14 protein-coding genes are annotated in these 18191 nt (G+C 61.2%); 10 read left to right on the forward strand and 4 right to left on the reverse strand.

What is annotated here, in order from left to right:
• Positions 1 to 85 precede the first annotated feature (85 nt).
• The 5 genes from E4631_RS05535 to E4631_RS05550 all read left to right on the forward strand — a co-directional run bounded on the left by E4631_RS05535 (position 86) and on the right by E4631_RS05550 (position 6275).
• On the forward strand, positions 86 to 1576 hold the full coding sequence (locus E4631_RS05535; protein ID WP_133660109.1) for a M28 family peptidase: 1491 nt from the start codon (positions 86 to 88) through the stop codon (positions 1574 to 1576).
• Between the two features lie 152 nt (positions 1577 to 1728).
• A complete protein-coding gene (locus E4631_RS05540) occupies positions 1729 to 3042 on the forward strand; it encodes a beta-lactamase family protein (protein ID WP_240734694.1) in 1314 nt (437 codons plus the stop codon).
• Positions 3043 to 3051: 9 nt separating this feature from the next.
• Positions 3052 to 3306: a DUF3471 domain-containing protein gene (locus E4631_RS26430; RefSeq protein ID WP_240734696.1), complete on the forward strand. Its 255-nt coding sequence runs from the start codon at positions 3052 to 3054 to the stop codon at positions 3304 to 3306.
• Between the two features lie 183 nt (positions 3307 to 3489).
• On the forward strand, positions 3490 to 5382 hold the full coding sequence (locus tag E4631_RS05545; RefSeq protein WP_240734698.1) for a M1 family metallopeptidase: 1893 nt from the start codon (positions 3490 to 3492) through the stop codon (positions 5380 to 5382).
• Positions 5383 to 5483: 101 nt separating this feature from the next.
• Positions 5484 to 6275 (forward strand): hypothetical protein, encoded by a 792-nt coding sequence (locus E4631_RS05550; RefSeq protein WP_133660110.1) that lies wholly within the window; start codon positions 5484 to 5486, stop codon positions 6273 to 6275.
• Between the two features lie 21 nt (positions 6276 to 6296).
• Here E4631_RS05550 and E4631_RS05555 read toward each other — a convergent pair whose 3' ends face one another.
• Positions 6297 to 7052: an outer membrane beta-barrel protein gene (locus E4631_RS05555; RefSeq protein WP_133660111.1), complete on the reverse strand. Its 756-nt coding sequence runs from the start codon at positions 7050 to 7052 to the stop codon at positions 6297 to 6299.
• A 98-nt stretch (positions 7053 to 7150) separates the two neighbouring features.
• Complete coding sequence (locus tag E4631_RS05560) at positions 7151 to 10147, reverse strand: glycoside hydrolase family 3 N-terminal domain-containing protein (RefSeq protein ID WP_133660112.1); 2997 nt, start codon at positions 10145 to 10147, stop codon at positions 7151 to 7153.
• A 270-nt stretch (positions 10148 to 10417) separates the two neighbouring features.
• Between E4631_RS05560 and mutL the strand changes: the two genes are divergently transcribed.
• The 3 genes from mutL to E4631_RS05575 are packed head-to-tail and all read left to right on the forward strand — an operon-like array spanning position 10418 to position 14179.
• A complete protein-coding gene (gene mutL / locus E4631_RS05565) occupies positions 10418 to 12418 on the forward strand; it encodes a DNA mismatch repair endonuclease MutL (RefSeq protein WP_133660113.1) in 2001 nt (666 codons plus the stop codon).
• Between the two features lie 48 nt (positions 12419 to 12466).
• Positions 12467 to 13264 (forward strand): rhomboid family intramembrane serine protease, encoded by a 798-nt coding sequence (locus E4631_RS05570; protein WP_133660114.1) that lies wholly within the window; start codon positions 12467 to 12469, stop codon positions 13262 to 13264.
• Positions 13265 to 13279: 15 nt separating this feature from the next.
• On the forward strand, positions 13280 to 14179 hold the full coding sequence (locus E4631_RS05575; protein WP_133660115.1) for a rhomboid family intramembrane serine protease: 900 nt from the start codon (positions 13280 to 13282) through the stop codon (positions 14177 to 14179).
• 98 nt (positions 14180 to 14277) lie between these two features.
• On the opposite strand, the gene E4631_RS05580 is transcribed toward E4631_RS05575, so the two are convergent.
• The gene (locus tag E4631_RS05580) at positions 14278 to 14655 is read right to left on the reverse strand and encodes a hypothetical protein (RefSeq protein WP_174805482.1); all 378 of its coding nucleotides are present in this window, start codon (positions 14653 to 14655) and stop codon (positions 14278 to 14280) included.
• A 39-nt stretch (positions 14656 to 14694) separates the two neighbouring features.
• The gene (locus E4631_RS05585; protein ID WP_133660116.1) at positions 14695 to 15303 is read right to left on the reverse strand and encodes an RNA polymerase sigma factor; all 609 of its coding nucleotides are present in this window, start codon (positions 15301 to 15303) and stop codon (positions 14695 to 14697) included.
• A 294-nt stretch (positions 15304 to 15597) separates the two neighbouring features.
• Between E4631_RS05585 and nuoK the strand changes: the two genes are divergently transcribed.
• Positions 15598 to 15936 carry an NADH-quinone oxidoreductase subunit NuoK gene (gene nuoK / locus E4631_RS05590; RefSeq protein ID WP_133660117.1) on the forward strand — a complete coding sequence of 113 codons (339 nt, stop codon included), beginning with the start codon at positions 15598 to 15600 and terminating at the stop codon, positions 15934 to 15936.
• 143 nt (positions 15937 to 16079) lie between these two features.
• Positions 16080 to 18029 carry an NADH-quinone oxidoreductase subunit L gene (gene nuoL, locus E4631_RS05595; RefSeq protein WP_133660118.1) on the forward strand — a complete coding sequence of 650 codons (1950 nt, stop codon included), beginning with the start codon at positions 16080 to 16082 and terminating at the stop codon, positions 18027 to 18029.
• Positions 18030 to 18191 lie beyond the last annotated feature (162 nt).

Here is an 18191-nt window from a genome sequence, read left to right on the forward strand (position 1 = left end):
GCGGAGCTTTTAGTAAATAATACTTTGTGAAACTCTGCCAACTCCGCGAAACTCTGCGCTAAAGAACCATCAACCACTAACACACATGAAACATAAATTCTCCCTGCTCGCCGCCCTGGTGCTGAGCCTGCCGCTGGCCGGCCAGGCGCAGAAAAAGGCGCCTACCCCCTCCGCTGGCGCCAACGCCGAAAGCGCCATCAAGGAAGCCGACATCAAGCGCGACCTGTTTGCGCTGGCCGACGACCATTTTCGGGGCCGCGAGGGCGGCACGCTCGACGAGCTGAAAGCCTCCGTGTGGCTCGCCGACCAGATTCGGGCCACCGGTATGCTGCCGGCCGGCGACGATGGCACCTACTTCCAGTGGTTCCATTTGCAGCGCACCCGCCTCACCAAGGCCAGCACGCTGCGCATCGGCACGCACGAAATCAAGCTGGACCAAGACGGCTCGGTGGTGGCGCCCACCAACGCCAGCATCAATGCCCCGCTGGTGTACGTGGGCACTGGCTCGCCCGCCGAGCTGGCCAAAGTGGACATCAAAGGCAAGGCCGTGGCCGTGCAGATTAGCGGCGCGCCTACCGACGGCATCAGCTACCGGCGCTACGTGTTTGGCAAGTTTGCCGGGCAGGCCGGCGAGCTGACCAAGGCCGGCGCGGTGGCGGTAGTGTTTGTGTCGGATGCGCCCTCACAGGCTGTCTACGACCACTGGAGCCACGTTTTTGAGCGCGGCCGCTACAGCCTGCCCGGCGCGGCCAGCACCAAGGTGATGAATACGCCGCCCGTGATGTGGCTGCCAATGAGCGCTGCCAGCTGGGTGCAGCAGGCGGCTGGCCAGCAGCTCGTCGCCGACCTGAAGGTGGAGAGCTTCCAGTACCCGTCGGTCAATATCGTGGCCAAAATGCCCGGCACCGACGCCCAGCTGAAGAAGGAATACGTGCTCTTCAGCACCCACCAGGACCACGACGGCGTGCGTGCGCCCATCGCCGGCGACTCCATCTACAACGGGGCCGACGACAATGCCACCGGCTGCGCCGCCTTACTGGCCATTATGCGGGCCTTCAAGCAGAAGCCGGCCCGCCGCTCGGCGCTGTTCGTGTACCAGGGCTCGGAGGAGCGTGGGCTGATTGGCTCGACCTACTTTTCGGCCCACCCCACCGTGCCACAGTCGTCCATTGTGGCCGTGCTTAATGCTGAGATGATGGGCCGTAACGCCCCCGACTCGGCCGCCCTGCTGGGCTCGACCCCGCCGCACCTGAACTCGTCGGACCTCGTGAAAACGGCCCTGGCGGCCAACCAGGCCGGCCCCAAGTTCAAGCTCGATACCGAGTGGGACAAGGCTACCCACCCCGAGGGCTGGTACTTCCGCTCCGACCACCTACCGTATGCCCGCCTGGGCATCCCGGCCATTATGTACACCTCGCTGCTGCACGTGGACTACCACACGCCCCGCGACGAGGCCAAGCGCATCGACTACAATAAGCTGCTGCACATGACGCAGTGGATGTACCTCACCGGCTGGGCCGTGGCCAACCGCACCGCGCCGCCCGCCCGCGAGCCCGGCTTCAAGCTGGAGCGATAGGGTAGGGCCTTTTTGGCAACTAAAAGCGTCTATAAAACAAGTATAATTACTTGTTTTATAGACGCTTTTGCTTTTGATAATTATGCACTGACTTTATTTGCGACCATCAAATCAAGTAATTAATGTAACCCGCTTACTCACCCGCTCTTCTGATGAAAATAAGATTTTTTGCACTGCTGCTTTTGACTGCGATGTGGCACCCGGCAGCTCAAGCGCAGTCGCCCGCGCCTACCCCCTCCGCTCCGCTCGACGTGGCCGCCGTGGATGCCGTGGTGGCCCGCACTCTTAAGGCCTTCGACGTGCCGGGCATCGCCGTGGCCGTAGTCAAGGACGGGCAAGTGGTGATGGCCAAAGGCTACGGCGTCAGCTCCTTGGCTACCAAAGCGCCGGTGGATGCCAACACGCTATTTGGCATCGCCTCCAACAGCAAGGCCTTCACCACGGCCGCGTTGGGCTTGCTGGTAGATGAGGGTAAGCTGCGCTGGGACGACAAGGTGACTGACTACATTCCTGAGTTCAAGCTGTATGACCCCTACGTGACGGCCGAGTTCACCGTGCGCGACCTACTCACGCACCGCAGCGGCCTGGGTCTGGGAGCCGGGGATTTGATGCAGTTCCCGGACTCGACCGATTTTACCGTGAAGGATGTGATTCACAACCTGCGCTATTTCAAACCTGTGTCTTCGTTTCGCAGCAAGTTCGACTACGACAATAATCTCTACATCGTGGCCGGCGAAGTGGTGGCGCGCATTTCGGGCCAGCCCTGGACGGAATTCGTGGAAGCCCGCCTGCTCAAGCCGTTGGGCATGAGCCGCACGGCCACCAGCTTTGCCCGCCTACCTGACCCGACTAATGTTATCGACGGGCACGGGCCAGTGGACGGTAAGGTGCAGGTGATTCGCCGTGATTTGGGAACGGTGGCTCTGCCGGCCGGCGGCATCTACAGCAGCGTGAATGATATGAGTAAGTGGGCCCTGATGCTGCTGGGCGGGCCGGGTGCGCCCGCGCCGCTGCTGAAACCCCGAACGCAGTGGGAAATCTGGTCGCCCCAAACTATCCTGCCCGTGGGCCCTGGCCCATCGCCCTACAATACGCATTTCTCGGCCTACGGCCTGGGTTGGTTCATGAATGACGCGCGGGGCTACAAGGTGTTGTCGCACACGGGCGGCGAAATTGGCATGGTGACTAAGGTGCAGCTGGTGCCCGAGTTACACCTGGGCATTATCGTGCTCACCAACCAAGAGGAAGGCTTGGCGTTCACGGCCGTTTCGGCCCACATTCTGGACCATTACCTGAGCGTGACCGGCCAGGACCGGGTGCAGGAAATGCTCGGCTACCGCCAGGCGGGCACGAGCAAAACCGATAAAATCATCGCTGCCGCCTGGCAGCAAGTAGCCCTGGCCCAGAAAGCCGCCCCCAAAAAACCGGACTACACCGCCTATGTGGGTCGCTATCACGATGCTTAGCTGGGCGATGTGAACGTGTACGCGCAGCACAATCAATTGTGGATGAAGGCTGTGCGCGCGCCACGCCTGGTAGGCCAACTGCTGCCTTACCGCGGCAACACCTACGCCGTGCGCTGGAAGGCCCGCAGCATGAACGCCGACGCCTTCGCCGCCTTCACCCTCGACGAGGGGGGTAGGGCGGCCAGCATCAAGATGAAGCCGATTTCGCCGGCCACCGATTTCAGCTACGACTTTCAGGACCTGGACTTGCAGCGGGCCGAGTAGGCTGCGTGGTACTTACCACCCGGCAGTAGCGCGAACTACAAAGTTCGCGCTACTGCCGGGTGGGCTATTTTTGCGGGCTGGCTTGCAGCGTCGAGCCAAATTTTGCGTTAGTAGCAGGCGCGGCGCGTTTTCAACTGAAAACGGCCCGTACGCTTCACCAGCGCCACATTTTAGCCTGTTTTTTTGAAATCCCTACCCCTCCTTTGCCGCTTGCCGCTGCTGTGGCTGCTGGCGCTTACCTACTCGGCCAGCCAGGCGCAGACGGCCCTGCCCATGCCCCGCAACCTGCGGGCCACCTACGCCAAGGGCACCCGCGCGCCCGATGGCCGCCCCGGCCCGCACTACTGGCAAAACACGGCCGACTATACCCTGCAAATTGAGTTCAACCCCGCCTCGCGCAAGCTCGACGGCACGGTGAAGGTGGTGTACCAAAACAACAGCCCCGATGAGCTGCGTGAGCTGTGGTTCAAGCTTTACCCCAACCTCTACCAGGCGGGTGCGCCGCGCTCGACCAAGTTTCGGGCCGAGGATATCGGGGCGGGAGTCACGATTGAGAAGCTGAGCATTGCCGGCCAGCCGCAGGCCGTGAAGTCGCTGGCCATCGACAACACCAACATGGTGGTCCCGCTGGCGCAGCCGCTCGGGCCTGGCCAGTCGGTGGAGGTGAGCATCGCCTATTCGTACGTGCTGAACGAGGGCTCGCACCAGCGCACGGGCGAGATTGAGCCGGGCGCGGCGTTCATCGCCTACTTCTTTCCGCGCATCGCCGTGTACGATGACATTGATGGTTGGAACAAGACACCGTACACCGGCGGGCCGGAGTTTTACAACGACTTCTGCCACTTCTCGGTCGATATCACCATGCCCCACAACTACGTGGTGTGGGCCACCGGCGACCTTACCAACGCCAGCCAGGTGCTCACCAAAAAGTACGTGAGCCGCCTGCACGAGGCCAGCACCAAAGACGGTATCGTGAGCATCATCGACAGCACCGACCTGCGGCGGCGCGACTACTCGGTGGGCCGCGGCGACCTGACCTGGCACTTCGACGCGCGCGACGTAACGGACTTTGCCTTTGCGACTTCCGAGCACTACGTGTGGCAGTCGAGCAGCCTCGTGGTGGACCCCGCCACCAAGCGCCGCACCCGCGTCGATGCCGTGTACAACACCCGGCACCGCGACTACCTCGACGTGATTGAGCTGGCCCGCCGCACGGTGCAGGCCATGAGTTACACCTTCCCGAAGTGGCCCTACCCCTACGCCCACGAAACGGTATTCGACGGCCTCGACCAGATGGAGTACCCGATGATGGTGAACGACAACCCCTCGCCCAACCGCGAAGCGGCCATCACGCTCACCGACCACGAGATTTTTCACACAATGTTCCCGTTTTACATGGGCATCAACGAGACGAAATACGGCTGGATGGACGAGGGCTGGGCCACCATCGGCGAGTGGATTATCTCGCCCCTCATTCAGCCCGGCCTCGTCGACGACTACGGCATGGTGCCCTACGCCCGCGCCGCCGACACCGAGGACGACCTGCCCATCGTGACCCTCACGACTCAGCAAACCGGCGCGCCGTTCTTCCTCAACTCCTACCCCAAGCCGGGGCTGGGGTATCTGTACGTGAAGGACTTGCTAGGCGAGGAGCTGTTTACCAAGGCTTTGCATACCTACATCCGCACCTGGCACGGCAAGCACCCGATGCCCTACGACTTCTTCTACTCGATGAACGCCGGGGCGGGCCAGAACCTCGACTGGTTCTGGCAGCGCTGGTTTTTCGACGCGGGCTACCCCGACCTGGCCATCACGAGCGTAGTGCGCCCCGCCGATAAGCCCGCCCAGATTACGGTGACCGCCAAGGGCAGCAAGCCCGTGCCCGTGGACCTGACCGTGACCTTCGACAACGGCACGGAGGAGAAAATCCACCGCACCATTGCCGTGTGGCAGGACGGCGCCAAGAGTGTGACGGTGCCCGTGCGCAACGGCCGCACTATCAAGCAAGTGACGCTGGGCAGCCTCTACGTGCCCGACAGCTACCCGGCCGACAACGTGTGGACGGCGCCGCAGTAGCGTAAGCGGGGAATTCGCTACATTTACCAACTTCTTCACTCACTGGCTGGTAGCTTGGCAGTCTCCGACTGCGGGCGTGGCCAGCCTACCCCCTTCTTTTTATGCGATTTGCCTCTCAGTTGCTCGGATTCTCTTTAGCTGTCATGGGCAGCGGCTGGTTGGCGAGCTGCTCCGAAAACAAGACCGCTGAAACTACTGCCGCAGTCAGGGGCCCCGAACCGGCTTCCGACCCCAAGGCTGTGGCCATTGCCGACCGGGTTATGAAGGAAATGGGGGGTAAGGATGGCTGGGACAAAACCCGCTACCTGGCCTGGGATTTTTTCGGCAATCAGTACCAGATTTGGGACAAGAAAACCGGCGATTTCCACTGGGAAAAAGATACGCTGGTTGCCAACTACAACCTCAACAGCAAGCAGGGCCACGTGTACAGCCGCGGCAAAGACGTGTCGGCCACGCCGGCCGGCAAGGAGGTGCTCGACAAACTCACGCCCATTTGGATTAACAATTCCTACTGGCTGGTGATGCCCTTCAAGCTCGAAGACCCCGGTGTGACTCTCAAGTACTTAGGCGAAGGCAAAACGATGGATGGCGCCGCCACCGACCGCCTGCAAATGACCTTCAACAAGGTGGGCGTGACGCCCGACAACCGCTACGAGGTGCTGGTGAACCGCAACACCGGCTTGATCGATGAGTGGGCCTACTTCCCCAAAGCGTCGGACGCGGAGCCGGCCTTCCGCCGCCGCTGGAACGAGTATAACCGTCACGGCGAAATTCTACTGGCTTCGGGCCGTAGCGAAGCCGACAAGCCCTCCCGCTTCGAGTACGTAACGGCCGCGCAAACCGTGCCTGAGGGCGTAATGACGAGCGCTACCCCTGTAGCGAAACTGAAATAGCGCTCGTCTGAATAACTTGGTTTACAGCGAGAAGAAGTAGGTGCCCGTGAGCTGCGCCACGCGGTTGTATGCTGCGTCGTTGTGAAAGTTATAGAGAGTCAGGGGGGAGAATCCGGGGTCAATGCTAGGAATATCTCGGTGTAAATTGACGAACCCCAGCCCAAAACCAGCTTGCAGTTGCACTGGACCTTGCCGGTAGCCCAGGCCGAAATTTACGCCGGTGTCGAAGCGACGGTTATTGGTATTGGAGCCGTAAATTATTTGGTTATCAAACTCATAAGGAGTATAAAAGGCATTGGGAGAGGAGAAGTAGCTAGTGCCGGTTTGGCGCCCGCCTACCCCCACTGCCACGTAGGGTCCGGCGAATATTTGCAGGCCGTGGTCGCCGTGCAGCGTATATACAAAGTTTACGGGTACTTCCAACCAGTTGTAACGGTTGGTGCTGCTGCTCCGGGCGGCAAACCCACCGCCTAGCCCATTGAAGTAGACGTTGGTGTTAAACCTTTCGCCTTTCTGCGAGAATACTAACGCGGGCTGCACAGCAAATCTGCCAAAAGCGGCTTCCAGCACGAGGCCCGTCTGCCAGGCATAAACAACAGACTTATCAGCTGTACGGTTATAGGTATTGATGCCAGTCGCACTGCTGGCCGCATCCACCGTCGTCAGGGCCCGGTTGAGGCCGCCGCGCACGCCTAGCTTAAAAGTAGTCTGGGCCGAAGCGGTTGCAGCGCTCAGTAGCAAAGCGGTTGATGAAGCGAGGGTAGCAGTCCGTTTCATGGGTAGCACGTGAAGAGTGATGCTACTTTGAGTGTTACCAGCCTGGCAATCGTTGCATTAGCACGATTATTTTTCCCGCCTGCTTGAAGAGAGCGCTCTTACTGCCCGCCGGCCGCGCTACTCGCCCGCGCCGGCCGGTTTTGGGCCATTGCTTTGTAAATCACCTCCTGAATGCGGGTGCGGATGTTGTAGGTCCGCAGCTTGATGTTGCCCGCGTCGGGGTACACGCGGTTGGAGAGGAAGACGTAGAGAATCTGGTTTTCGGGGTCGAGCCACACGCAGGTGCCCGTGAAGCCGGTGTGGCCGAAGGTGCTGGCCGGCGCGAGGTTGCTGGTGGGGCCGCTGGGCTTGCTGGGGTCGCCGCGGTCCCAGCCCAGGCCGCGCTTGTTGCCGGCCACCTGCGGCCGCGAAAACTCGCTCACCACCGGGTTCTGGAAGAACCTGGTGCCGCCGTAGCGGCCGTTTTGCAGGTTCATCTGCATCAGCACGGCCAGGTCGTTGGCGGTGGCGAAGAGGCCGGCGTGGCCGCCTACCCCCCCCACGAGGGCGGCCGTCTGGTCGTGTACGGTGCCTTGCAGCTGCTCGCGGCGGTAATAAGTGTCGTTCTCGGTGGGCGCAATACAGCTCTTGGGGAAGCGCGTGAGCGGGTTGTAGGTCATGCTGCCCAGGCCCAGCGGCTTGTAGAACTCCTTAGGCAGAAACTCGGCCAGCGGCTGGCCCAAGAGCTTCTCGCTCAAGCGCTTCATGATGATAAAGCTAAGGTCCGAATACTCCACCGGGTACTTGCCACGCACTTTAGGCAGCAAGCCCGAGCGCAGGGTCCAGGTCCACACCGAGTCGTCGGCGGCCTTGATGGAAAACTCGCCGGGCGCCACCTCGTTCGGGAAGTCGTCTGAACGATTACTCGAATAATAAGCGGGCTTGAGGGAGCCATCGCGCACGGTGCGCTCCCAGGTTGGGATGCCCGGCTTGAGGCCCGCCTGGTGCAGCAGCACGTCGCGCACGGTGGCGTCGCGCTTATTGGTACGCTGCATTTCGGGCAGGTAAAAGGATACTTTGTCGTCCAGGTTCAGGCGGCCCTGGTCCTTGAGGTACATGATGGCCTGTAGCGTGCCGGCCACTTTGGTCACCGAGGCCAGGTCGTAGAGCGTGCTGTTGGTCACGGGCTGGCTCTGGTCGTAGGTGCCGTAGCCATAGCTCTGGTCAAATACCACGGTGCCGTTTTTGGCGATGAGCACCTGGCAGCCGGGGGTAGCGGCCGTCACGATGCTTTCGAGGGCAATGTGGTCAATCTGGGTCATGATGCGCGAGTCGAGGCCCTCGCGCTCGGGGGCGGCGTAGCGCAGGCGGTGCAGCTCGGGCGTAGCCAGACCAGTGCCTACTTTCAGCGTTTCCGACACCGTGACGGGCAGCTTGCCCCGCGCCGGCAGCGCCCCAAACAGGATTTGCGGCACTACCAGCTGCGCTGCGTAGTGGTCCTCGTAGCCACAGACCAGCGTGCGGGCGCCTTCCAAAAACTTGAGGCCGTAGGCGTTGCCCATGGCCACCACCACCGTTTTGCGGCGCTTGTCAGCTTCCAGGTTTTTAAGAAATTTCAGCGCCCCATCGCCCAGGCCGTAGTTGTGGCTGGGCGTATTGTTCATGGCGTGCAGACTGACGACCACCACGTTGGCATCGCCGAGGCGCGCCTGAATGCGGCTGAAGGTCGAGTCGGGCGCGTAGCGGTCGGGCACGGCGTATACCGGGCCGGGCTGATACTTGTTGAAAATGGTGGCGTACGGGCCCTCCGGCTGGGTGCCGATGGTGATGGCCGCAATGCGTAGCGTATCGAGCCGCTGGAAGGGTAGGAGCCGGTCGTCGTTCTTGACAACAGTTACGGCGTGCTCAAAAATCGTTTGCGACAGCACCCGTGACTCGGGCAGGTTGAGGCTGTCGCGCACCGTCAGGGCATTGGCGGGCCGGTACTTGTTCAGCCCCGCCCAGTACTTGGCGCGCAGGATTTTCTTGACCCGTGCATCCAGGTTATCCTGGTTGAGGTGGCCCGCCGCTACGGCATCCTTGATGCGGATGAGGGCAGCCGGCACGTCTTCCGAAAACAGGAGCACGTCGTTGCCGGCGGCCAGCGCCATCGCGTCCAGCTCACCGGCCTTGTAGAGCTTGCTCACGCTGCGCATGTTGAGCGCATCGGTGAAAATCAGGCCTTTAAAGCCCATGCGGTCTTGCAGCAGGCCGGTTACGAGCGCCCTAGAGAGGGTAGTGGTTTTGGCGTCGGTCGTGTCGAAAAGTGGCATGTAGAGATGCGCCACCATCACGCCCAGCGCGCCCGCCTCAAACGTCTTCTGAAAGGGCACCAAATCGACTTTTTCGAGCCGCGCCAGGTCAATGTTAATCACCGGCAGGGCCACGTGCGAGTCGGTGTCGGTGTCGCCGTGGCCGGGAAAGTGCTTGGCTACGGCAATCACGTGCTGCTCTTGCAAGCCCTTGACGTACTGCACGCCCAGCGCCGCCACGCGGTCCTGGTTCTCGCCAAACGAGCGGTTGCCGATGACCGGGTTGCCGGGATTGGAATTGACGTCCACGACCGGCGCGAAGTTGATGTGCACGCCCAGCGCCCGCAGCTTGCGGGCCAGGTCGCGGCCCATCTGGTACACCAGCTTGTCGTCGTCCATGGCGCCCAGCGTCATCTCCTTGGCAAAGTGCGAGGTCGAGTCGAGGCGCATATCGAGGCCCCATTCAGCATCGGTAGCGATGAGTAGCGGCACCTTAGCGGCCGCCTGCAAGCGGTTGGTCAGCAGGACCTGGCGCTTGGGGCCGCCCTGCAAAAACATGACGCCGCCGATGCCCTGGTTGCGCACCAGCCGCTCGATGCGGTCGGCGTGGGCCTTTTCGCGGTTGGAGTAGGCGGCCACCATAAAGAACTGCCCCAGGCGCTGGTCGGGCGTGAGGGAGGTAAATACGCTATCTACCCACCGCTGCTCGGCGGGGCTGTTGGGTAGCGGGTCGGGCAGGGGCTTGCGGGGCTCCGAAAAACCTAGTAGCAACCCGGCGACCCCCAGCAGCAACCCCAGAAACAGAAACCGAAAATCGACGCGCATCAGCCCTGAACGGGAAGTATAGAAAGGTAGAAAAGGCGGTCCGGCCGGCCTACTTTTGCCGGGGGATGCTGCCGGAACCCCCGGCTACCCGTAGCGGTTCCGTAGGAACCGAACTACTTGGTAGCCGAAAATAAGCCGGGCAGCTAGCCCAAATTGGCCGCAAAGGTAGGCACCAAGCTAGTAGCTACTGATGAAAAACGTTGGTATCGCTAGCTAATTGCCTGCCCAGCGTCCAAAATTTGGTGGCCCTGCTGGCCTACCCTCTCTTTTATGCCCGACATCATCCAACTATTGCCCGAGTACCTTGCCAACCAGATTGCGGCGGGCGAAGTGGTGCAGCGTCCGGCCTCGGTGGTGAAAGAGCTGCTCGAAAACGCCGTGGACGCTGGCGCCACCAGCGTGCAACTCATTGTAAAAGAAGCGGGTAAGCAGCTGGTGCAGGTAGTGGACGACGGCCTCGGCATGTCGCCCACCGACGCCCGCATGAGTCTAGAGCGCCACGCCACCAGCAAAATTCGCTCGACCGAAGATTTATTTCGGATTCGTACGCTGGGCTTTCGGGGGGAGGCGCTGGCCAGTATCGCGGCCGTGGCGCAGGTCGAGATTCGGACCAAGCCGCGCGGCCAGGAAACCGGCTCGCTGCTACTCGTGGAGGGCTCGCAGGTGACGAGCCAGGCGCCCACCGCCTGCCCCGATGGTACTAGCATCGCAGTTAAAAACCTGTTTTTCAACGTGCCTGCCCGGCGCAATTTTTTGAAAAGCAACGCCGTGGAGATGCGGCATATTCTGGATGAGTTTCAGCACGTGGCGCTGGCTAACCCGCAGATTGCCTTTTCGTTGTATCAGAATGACCTGGAGGTGTTTGGCCTGCCCGCTGGCAAGCTGAGTCAGCGCATTGTGGCGCTGCTGGGCAACAACTACAAGGAGCAGCTGGCGGGCTGCGAGGAAGTGACGCCCTTTATCACGGTGAAGGGCTACATCGGTAAGCCGGAATCGGCGAAGAAGAGCCGGGGCGACCAGTTTTTCTTCGTCAACAACCGTTTTATCCGCTCGGCTTACCTCAACCACGCCGTGCTGGCGGCCTACGAAGGCCTGCTGGCCCGCGACACGCACCCGTTCTACGTGCTGTTTCTGGAGCTGGACCCCAAGGCCATCGACATCAACGTGCACCCCACGAAAACGGAAATTAAGTTTGAGGACGAAAAAACGGTGTACGCCGTGGTGCGGGCGGCCGTGCGACAGGCGCTGGGGCTGCACAGCCTCACGCCATCGCTTGATTTTGAGGGCGATGTGAACTTTGCGCCTATTCGGCCGCTGCGCACCTCGGCGGGCGGCAACTCGTTTGGCAGCGGGGGCGCGGCGCTCCCTACCCCCTCTCGCAACGTCGAGTTCAACCCCGACGCGCTGGCCGCGTCGGTGAGCGCCGCCGCGCGCGGTGGGGGTAGGAAACCCGCAGCCGACGCCGTGCCGCCGCGCCCCACCGAGCAGGCTAAGCGCGACCTCGAAGCGTTTTACCGCGAGCTGGGCCAGCCCGTGCGCCCGGCGGGCGAGGAGCGGGCCGGCCCTACCCCCCCGCCCAACGTTGAAGCGCCCGCGCCGCTGCCCGAGCTGCCGTTTGTGCACCCGGCGCCGGTTGAGGGCGGGCGGCCGCAGCCGACGCCGGCGCAATCAGCCCTTCATCCGGTCACCCATTCGACCAGGGCCACGCAGGTGCTGAACCGCTACGTGCTGCTGCCCGTGAAGTCGGGCCTGATGTTGATTGACCAGGAGGCTGCCCGCGAACGCATTCTGTATGAGCAATATGCGGCCGGGCAGGAGCGGGGCGGCGGCGGGCACTCGCAGGCGCTGCTGTTCCCCAGGCCGCTCAGCTTTTCGCCGGCCGACTACGCCGTGCTGGGCGAGCTCACGCCCACGCTGCACCTGCTGGGCTTTCGCTTCGCCGAGTTTGGGCCGCACACTATCGCCATTGAAGCCGTGCCCGCCGACCTGCCCGCGCAGGGCGAACAGGAGCTGCTCGAAGGCCTCATTGAGCAGTTTCGGAGCGGGGCCGCGCCGCTGCGCCTCGACCGCCGCGAGGCGCTGACCCGCGCCCTGGCCCGGCGCGTGGCCCAGGCCACCAGCCAGCCCCGCCTACCCGATGTGGAGCTAAGCGCATTGGTGGACAAACTCTTCGCCTGCCAGGTACCCAACTATACCCCCGATGGCCGCCCCACCGTTGTCTTGCTCGACGGCGAGCAGCTGGCTGCCTTTTTCCGTAAAGCCGGCGCGTAGCCGGCCCGGTGCGAACTTTGCGGCTCCGAGCCGCTTCGCCTACCCCCCATGTTCAACCTCACGCCCACCGTTCGCAACCTGCTGCTGCTTAACATAGCTGTTTTTCTAGCTCAGGAAAATCTGCGCAGCATCCCTGTCACGCAGCTGGCAAGCCTCTACCCACTCGGGTCGCCTTATTTCCACTTCTGGCAGTTTTTCACCCACATGTTTCTGCACGGCAGCTGGGGGCATATTTTTTCGAATATGTTCGGCCTTATCTCCTTCGGGCCGCTGCTGGAGCAGCGCTGGGGCGGGCGGCGGTTTCTGGCCTTCTGGCTGATGTGCGGGGTAGGCGCCGGGGTGATGTACGAAGGGGTGCGCACCTATGAGATGCACAAGCTGGAAGCCACCTACACCGAATTTGTGCGCAGCCCCGATGCGGTGAGCTACGACCAGGTGATGCGGCAAAGCGGTTATAAGCAAGCCGAAGATGACGCGGCCGCCGCCGCCTTGCAGCGCAGCCCCAACGACCAGGAGCTCAAGCAAGCCATTGTGGCGCACGTCAAGCAAGTGTATGAGGCTGTGCACGACTCGCCCCGGTCCGGCATGCTGGGCGCCTCGGGGGCGTTGTTCGGCGTGCTGTTCGCCTTCGCCTACCTCTTCCCCAATACCGAACTGTTCCTGCTCTTTATCCCGTTTCCCATCAAGGCGAAGTACTTTGTCTTCTTTTACGGGGCCTACGAGCTGTATAGCGGCGTGCACCAGACGCCGGGCGACAACGTGGCCCATTTTGCTCACATCGGCGGGCTGCTGATTGGGTTCATTATTCTTAAATTCTGGGAAAGCGGCCGTGCTCGCTTCTACTAAAAATCCATCACTTCCATGAGTTTAACCCAGGATATCCGCGAGGCCTTTTCGCGGCGCGATAATGCGTTAAATCAGCTCATTATCCTCAATGGGCTGGTGTTCGCGGTGCTCATCATTCTGCGGGCCATCTTCTTCATTTCGCAGTCCGATGGCGTGTACGTGCTCATCATGCGCCAGCTGGCCCTCTCGTCGGATGGCCTGGTGCTGCTGCGCCATCCCTGGACGCTGCTCACCTACGCTTTCGTGCACGAAGGCTTTCTGCACGTGCTGTTTAATATGCTGAACCTCTACTGGTTCGGGCAGATTATTCGGGAGTACTTGGGCGACCGCCGACTGGTGAGCCTCTACGTGCTGGGCGCGCTAGCCGGGGCCGCGTTTTTTCTATTGGCTTATAATTTTATTCCCGTGCTGCGGCCGGGGGTAGGGCTGCCGGTTATCGGGGCGTCGGCGTCGGTTACGGCCATTATAGTGGCGGCGGCTACGTTGCTGCCCGATTACACCTTCATGCTCTTTATCATTGGGGCAGTCAAAATCAAGTGGATAGCCGTGGCAGTGGTCCTGATTTCATTGGCGGGCATCAACGGCGGCAACCCCGGCGGCGAAATCACGCACCTCGGCGGGGCACTGATAGGCTTTATTTTCATCAAGCAGATGAAGGCCGGGCGCGACATGGGCCAGCCCGTAGTAGCCGTGGGCAACTGGTTTAGCCGCCTCTTCCAGGGCCGCCCCGCCATGAAGGTGACGCACCGCAGCACCGTAGCCGCGCCGCGCGCCACGGCCACCGCCGGCAAGGCCGGGCCTAGCGCTACCCCCCCCGAAGAGGTTGACCTCATCCTAGATAAAATCTCGCGCTCGGGCTACGAAAGCCTGTCGAAAGACGAGAAGCAGAAGCTATTTCGCGCCAGCCAGCAGTAGCAGATGCTTGCTGTTTAACCAAAGAAAAAGGCCGTCGAATCGACGGCCTTTTTGCTGGAACAAATGGACAGAAAATAGGTGAGGGTGACAGGCGAGTTTTATACCGCAGATTCGGCCGTGGCTGTGGCCTCCGTGGCTGCCGGGCGGCCCCAGGAGCCAGCGCAGCGGCTGCGCATCTGCTGCCGGAATTTCTCGCGCTCGGCGGGCGAGAAGGCCTCCATGCGCTGCGTCATCTGGCGCTTCCAGGCGCGGCCGCGGGCCCAGCCGCCCTGCCCGCCGCGACCAAAGCCGCCGGTGAGAATGCGGCTCAGCACGACCAGCCCCAGCGTCTGCCAGAAGTTAAGTATGGGAAGGTGGAAAATCATGGGCATCAGCCAGTTCCACAGGCTCATGGTGGCGAATACGGCGACGGTTACGAAAAGCGCCGCGAAAAAAACAAATTTGGCGGCTTTGGCCAGCCAGAAGGAGCGGTTCATAATGCTGAATAAAGAAAATAGTAGAAGGGAAGGAGCGAGCTAGTCCGTAAACAGCTCGTCGTACAGCTTTTGCAGGCGCTTGCGCAGGTGTTTCACGGCGTAGTGCTTGCGGGAGATGAGGGTTTTTAGCGGCACGCCGGTGTCGGCTACCATCTCGTTGAAGGACTTGTCCTCGAGCTCGTGCCACACGAACACCTGGCGCTGCTCGGCGGGCAGCTCGGCCAGCGCGTCGGTGAGGGCGTCCATGATGGTTTCGCGCAGCAGGCGGTTTTCGGGCGAGTCGTCGGGCGCCGGCAGCACGTCTTGCAGCAGGCGGGCGGGCTCGTCGCCATCGCCGGCGCCGAGCGGCGCATCCAGCGACACCGTGCGCTGGGCCGGCACGCGCCGGTAGCGGTCAATGATGCGGTTGCGCGCCACCCGAAACAGCCAGGCCGCCGCCTGCTCCACGGGCTTGAGCAGGCGGTAGCTCTCCACCAGCTCGGCAAATACATCCTGCAAAATATCTTCGGCCTCGGCGGGGTCGGGCACGCGCCGCTCGATAAACCGCAGCAGGCGGCCGCGCTGCTCGCGCACGGCCGTCTGTATCTGCTGGTCCTGGCCGGCGGCGGTCGTCATGAGCACGGAGAGGGGTAGGGCAAAAGCTTCCATCGTGCCTAAGCAGACGCGGGGCCGTCGCCAATATTTTGTCCGAACCGCGGATTTATCGGATGGGTCGGATTTATCGGATTTTGGGGCCGACCCGTTGGGGATGGGTCGGTTTTTTAGGTGGCTGTCAGCTGGTGGTTCCGGTCCTACGCAGCGGGTCCGGCCGGCAAGTTGCTCCGTAAATAACCAGCCTCAAAATCCGACTAATCCGAAAAATCCGACTAATCCGCGGTTCAGACAATAACTTTGCCCGCTAAGTCGGCCCAGGCCGGCCGGCTTTTCCGCAGTTTTCTTGCCATGACCAACGCTTCCATCGTTCCCGCCGTCATCCACGAAGTGCCCTTGCAGTACTACGTGTTTTTCGCCACTGCCCTTTTCTGCATCGGCGTTACGGGGGTACTCATTCGGCGCAACGCCATCATCATCTTCATGTGCATCGAGCTGATGCTCAACGCCGTGAATATTCTGTTGACAGCCTTCGCCGCTTACCGCGCCGACCCCAACGGGCAAGTGTTCGTGTTTTTCATCATGGCCGTGGCCGCCGCCGAAGTATCGGTGGGCCTGGGCATCATCGTCATGATTTACCGCAACTTCCAGAATACCGACGTCAACCTGCTCAGCCGGCTGAAAGGGTAATCCGCTTCGTCTGTCATTGCGAGCCTGCGAAGCAATCGCACCTGCACGATAACCAAACAATTCGTTCTGGTGCGATTGCTTCGCAGGCTCGCAATGACAGACTTGTTTTCGCATTGACAGCCGCATAGGTGCTACTTTATATCATGCAAGAAACTGTTCTCCCCGGTGCCACGGCGCCTTTCTCCACGCTGCTGTACATCCTCATTCCGGGGCTGCCCTTCCTGGGTTTTCTGCTTAATGGATTGTTAAACAGAAAGTTGTCGGGCACGGTGGCCGGTGCTATCGGCACGCTCGCGGTGCTGGGTTCGTTTGGCCTGTCGCTGTTTCTGTTCCTCAATTTTCAGTACCAGTACACTGTCAACCTGTTCGACTGGATTTCGGTGGGCTCGCTGCAAATCCCGTTCAGCTACCAGATTGACCAGCTCAGCCTGCTCATGCTGCTGCTGATAACGGGGGTAGGCACGCTGATTCACATCTACAGCATCGGCTACATGCACCACGACGAAAACGTGGGCAAGTTCTTCAGCTTTCTCAACCTGTTCGTGTTCAGCATGTTGATTCTGGTGCTGGGCGCCAACTTCGTTATCCTATTCATCGGCTGGGAAGGGGTAGGGCTGTGCTCGTACCTGCTCATCGGCTTCTGGAACAAGAACACCAGCTACAACAACGCCGCCAAAAAGGCCTTCATCATCAACCGCGTCGGTGACCTGGGCTTCCTGCTCGGCATATTCCTGATGTACATGACTTTCAACTCGGTACAATACGCCGAGGTGTTCCAGAAGGCCAGCCTGGGCCAGTTTGGCAACTACGGTGTGGGCGTGGTCACGTTCATTACGCTGCTGCTCTTCGTGGGCGCCATGGGTAAGTCGGCCCAGCTGCCGCTCTACACCTGGCTGCCCGACGCCATGGCCGGCCCTACCCCCGTGTCGGCGCTCATTCACGCCGCGACCATGGTAACGGCGGGTATTTACCTCGTGCTGCGCGCCAACGTGCTCTTCACGCTGGCCCCGCACACGCTGGAAGTCGTGGGCATTATAGGTTTGGCCACGGCGCTGTTTGCGGCCACTATTGGCCTAGCGCAGAACGACATCAAGAAGGTACTTGCTTACTCCACCGTGTCGCAGCTGGGCTACATGTTCCTGGCGCTGGGCGTGATGGGCTATACCTCGTCGTTCTTCCACGTACTCACGCACGCCTTCTTCAAGGCATTGCTCTTCCTGGGCGCCGGCTCGGTTATCCACGCCATGAGCAACGAGCAGGACATGCGCCGCATGGGCGGCCTGCGCAAAGCCCTACCCATCACATTTTTAACGATGCTCATCGGCTGCCTGGCCATCAGCGGTATTCCGCCGTTCGCGGGCTTTTTCTCGAAAGATGAAATCTTGAGCCACGTGTACGAGCATAGCAAGGTGATGTGGGGCATCGGCGTGTTTACCTCGTTCCTGACGGCGTTCTACATGTTCCGCCTGCTGTTCCTGACCTTCTTCGGCGAGTTCCGAGGCACTGAGGAGCAGCGCCACCACCTGCATGAGTCGCCGGCCAGCATGACGCTGCCGCTGATTGTGCTCGCCATTCTCTCGGCCGTGGGCGGCTTCATGGGCGCCCCGATGTTCGTGGGTAAGCACTACCTGGCCGACTACCTGGCCCCCATTTTTACCTACTCCAAGCAGCTGCTGCCGGCCGCCTTCAACACCGAGCCTGAGCGCAATACGGAGCTTATGCTGATGGGCATTTCGGTGCTGGTGGCCGTGGTGGGCATCGTGCTGGCCTATGTGATGTACGTGGCCCGCAAGCAGCGCCCCGCCGAGGACGAGGCCCAGCGCTCGGCCCCCGAGAGCCTGGTGTACCACAAGTACTACGTAGATGAGCTTTATGACAACCTCATCGTGAAGCCGGTAATGGCCCTCTCGACTGGCCTTTACAAGTTCGTTGAAAACGGCATCATCGACCCCATTGCCAACGGTGTGGGCCGTGTGACGCTGGCCGGCGGCCAGCTCCTGCGCAACGTGCAGACCGGCTCGGTCGAAACCTACCTCATCATGATGGTCATCGGCATCGTGCTCATTCTGGGGCTGAATTTTGGCCGCCTATAGTGGTAAATAGCTGAGTGTGACGTAACATTGAACGTCATGCTGAGCTTGTCGAAGCATCTCGCTCGCCTCGTTGGGTTACTACCCCCAATGGCGTGAGCAAGATGCTTCGACAAGCTCAGCATGACGTTCTTTCGGTTTCTTCAACTCTACGCCAGCTGTTTT

The organism is Hymenobacter sp. UV11 (assembly GCF_004684095.1).
In the GTDB taxonomy this organism is placed as follows: domain Bacteria; phylum Bacteroidota; class Bacteroidia; order Cytophagales; family Hymenobacteraceae; genus Hymenobacter.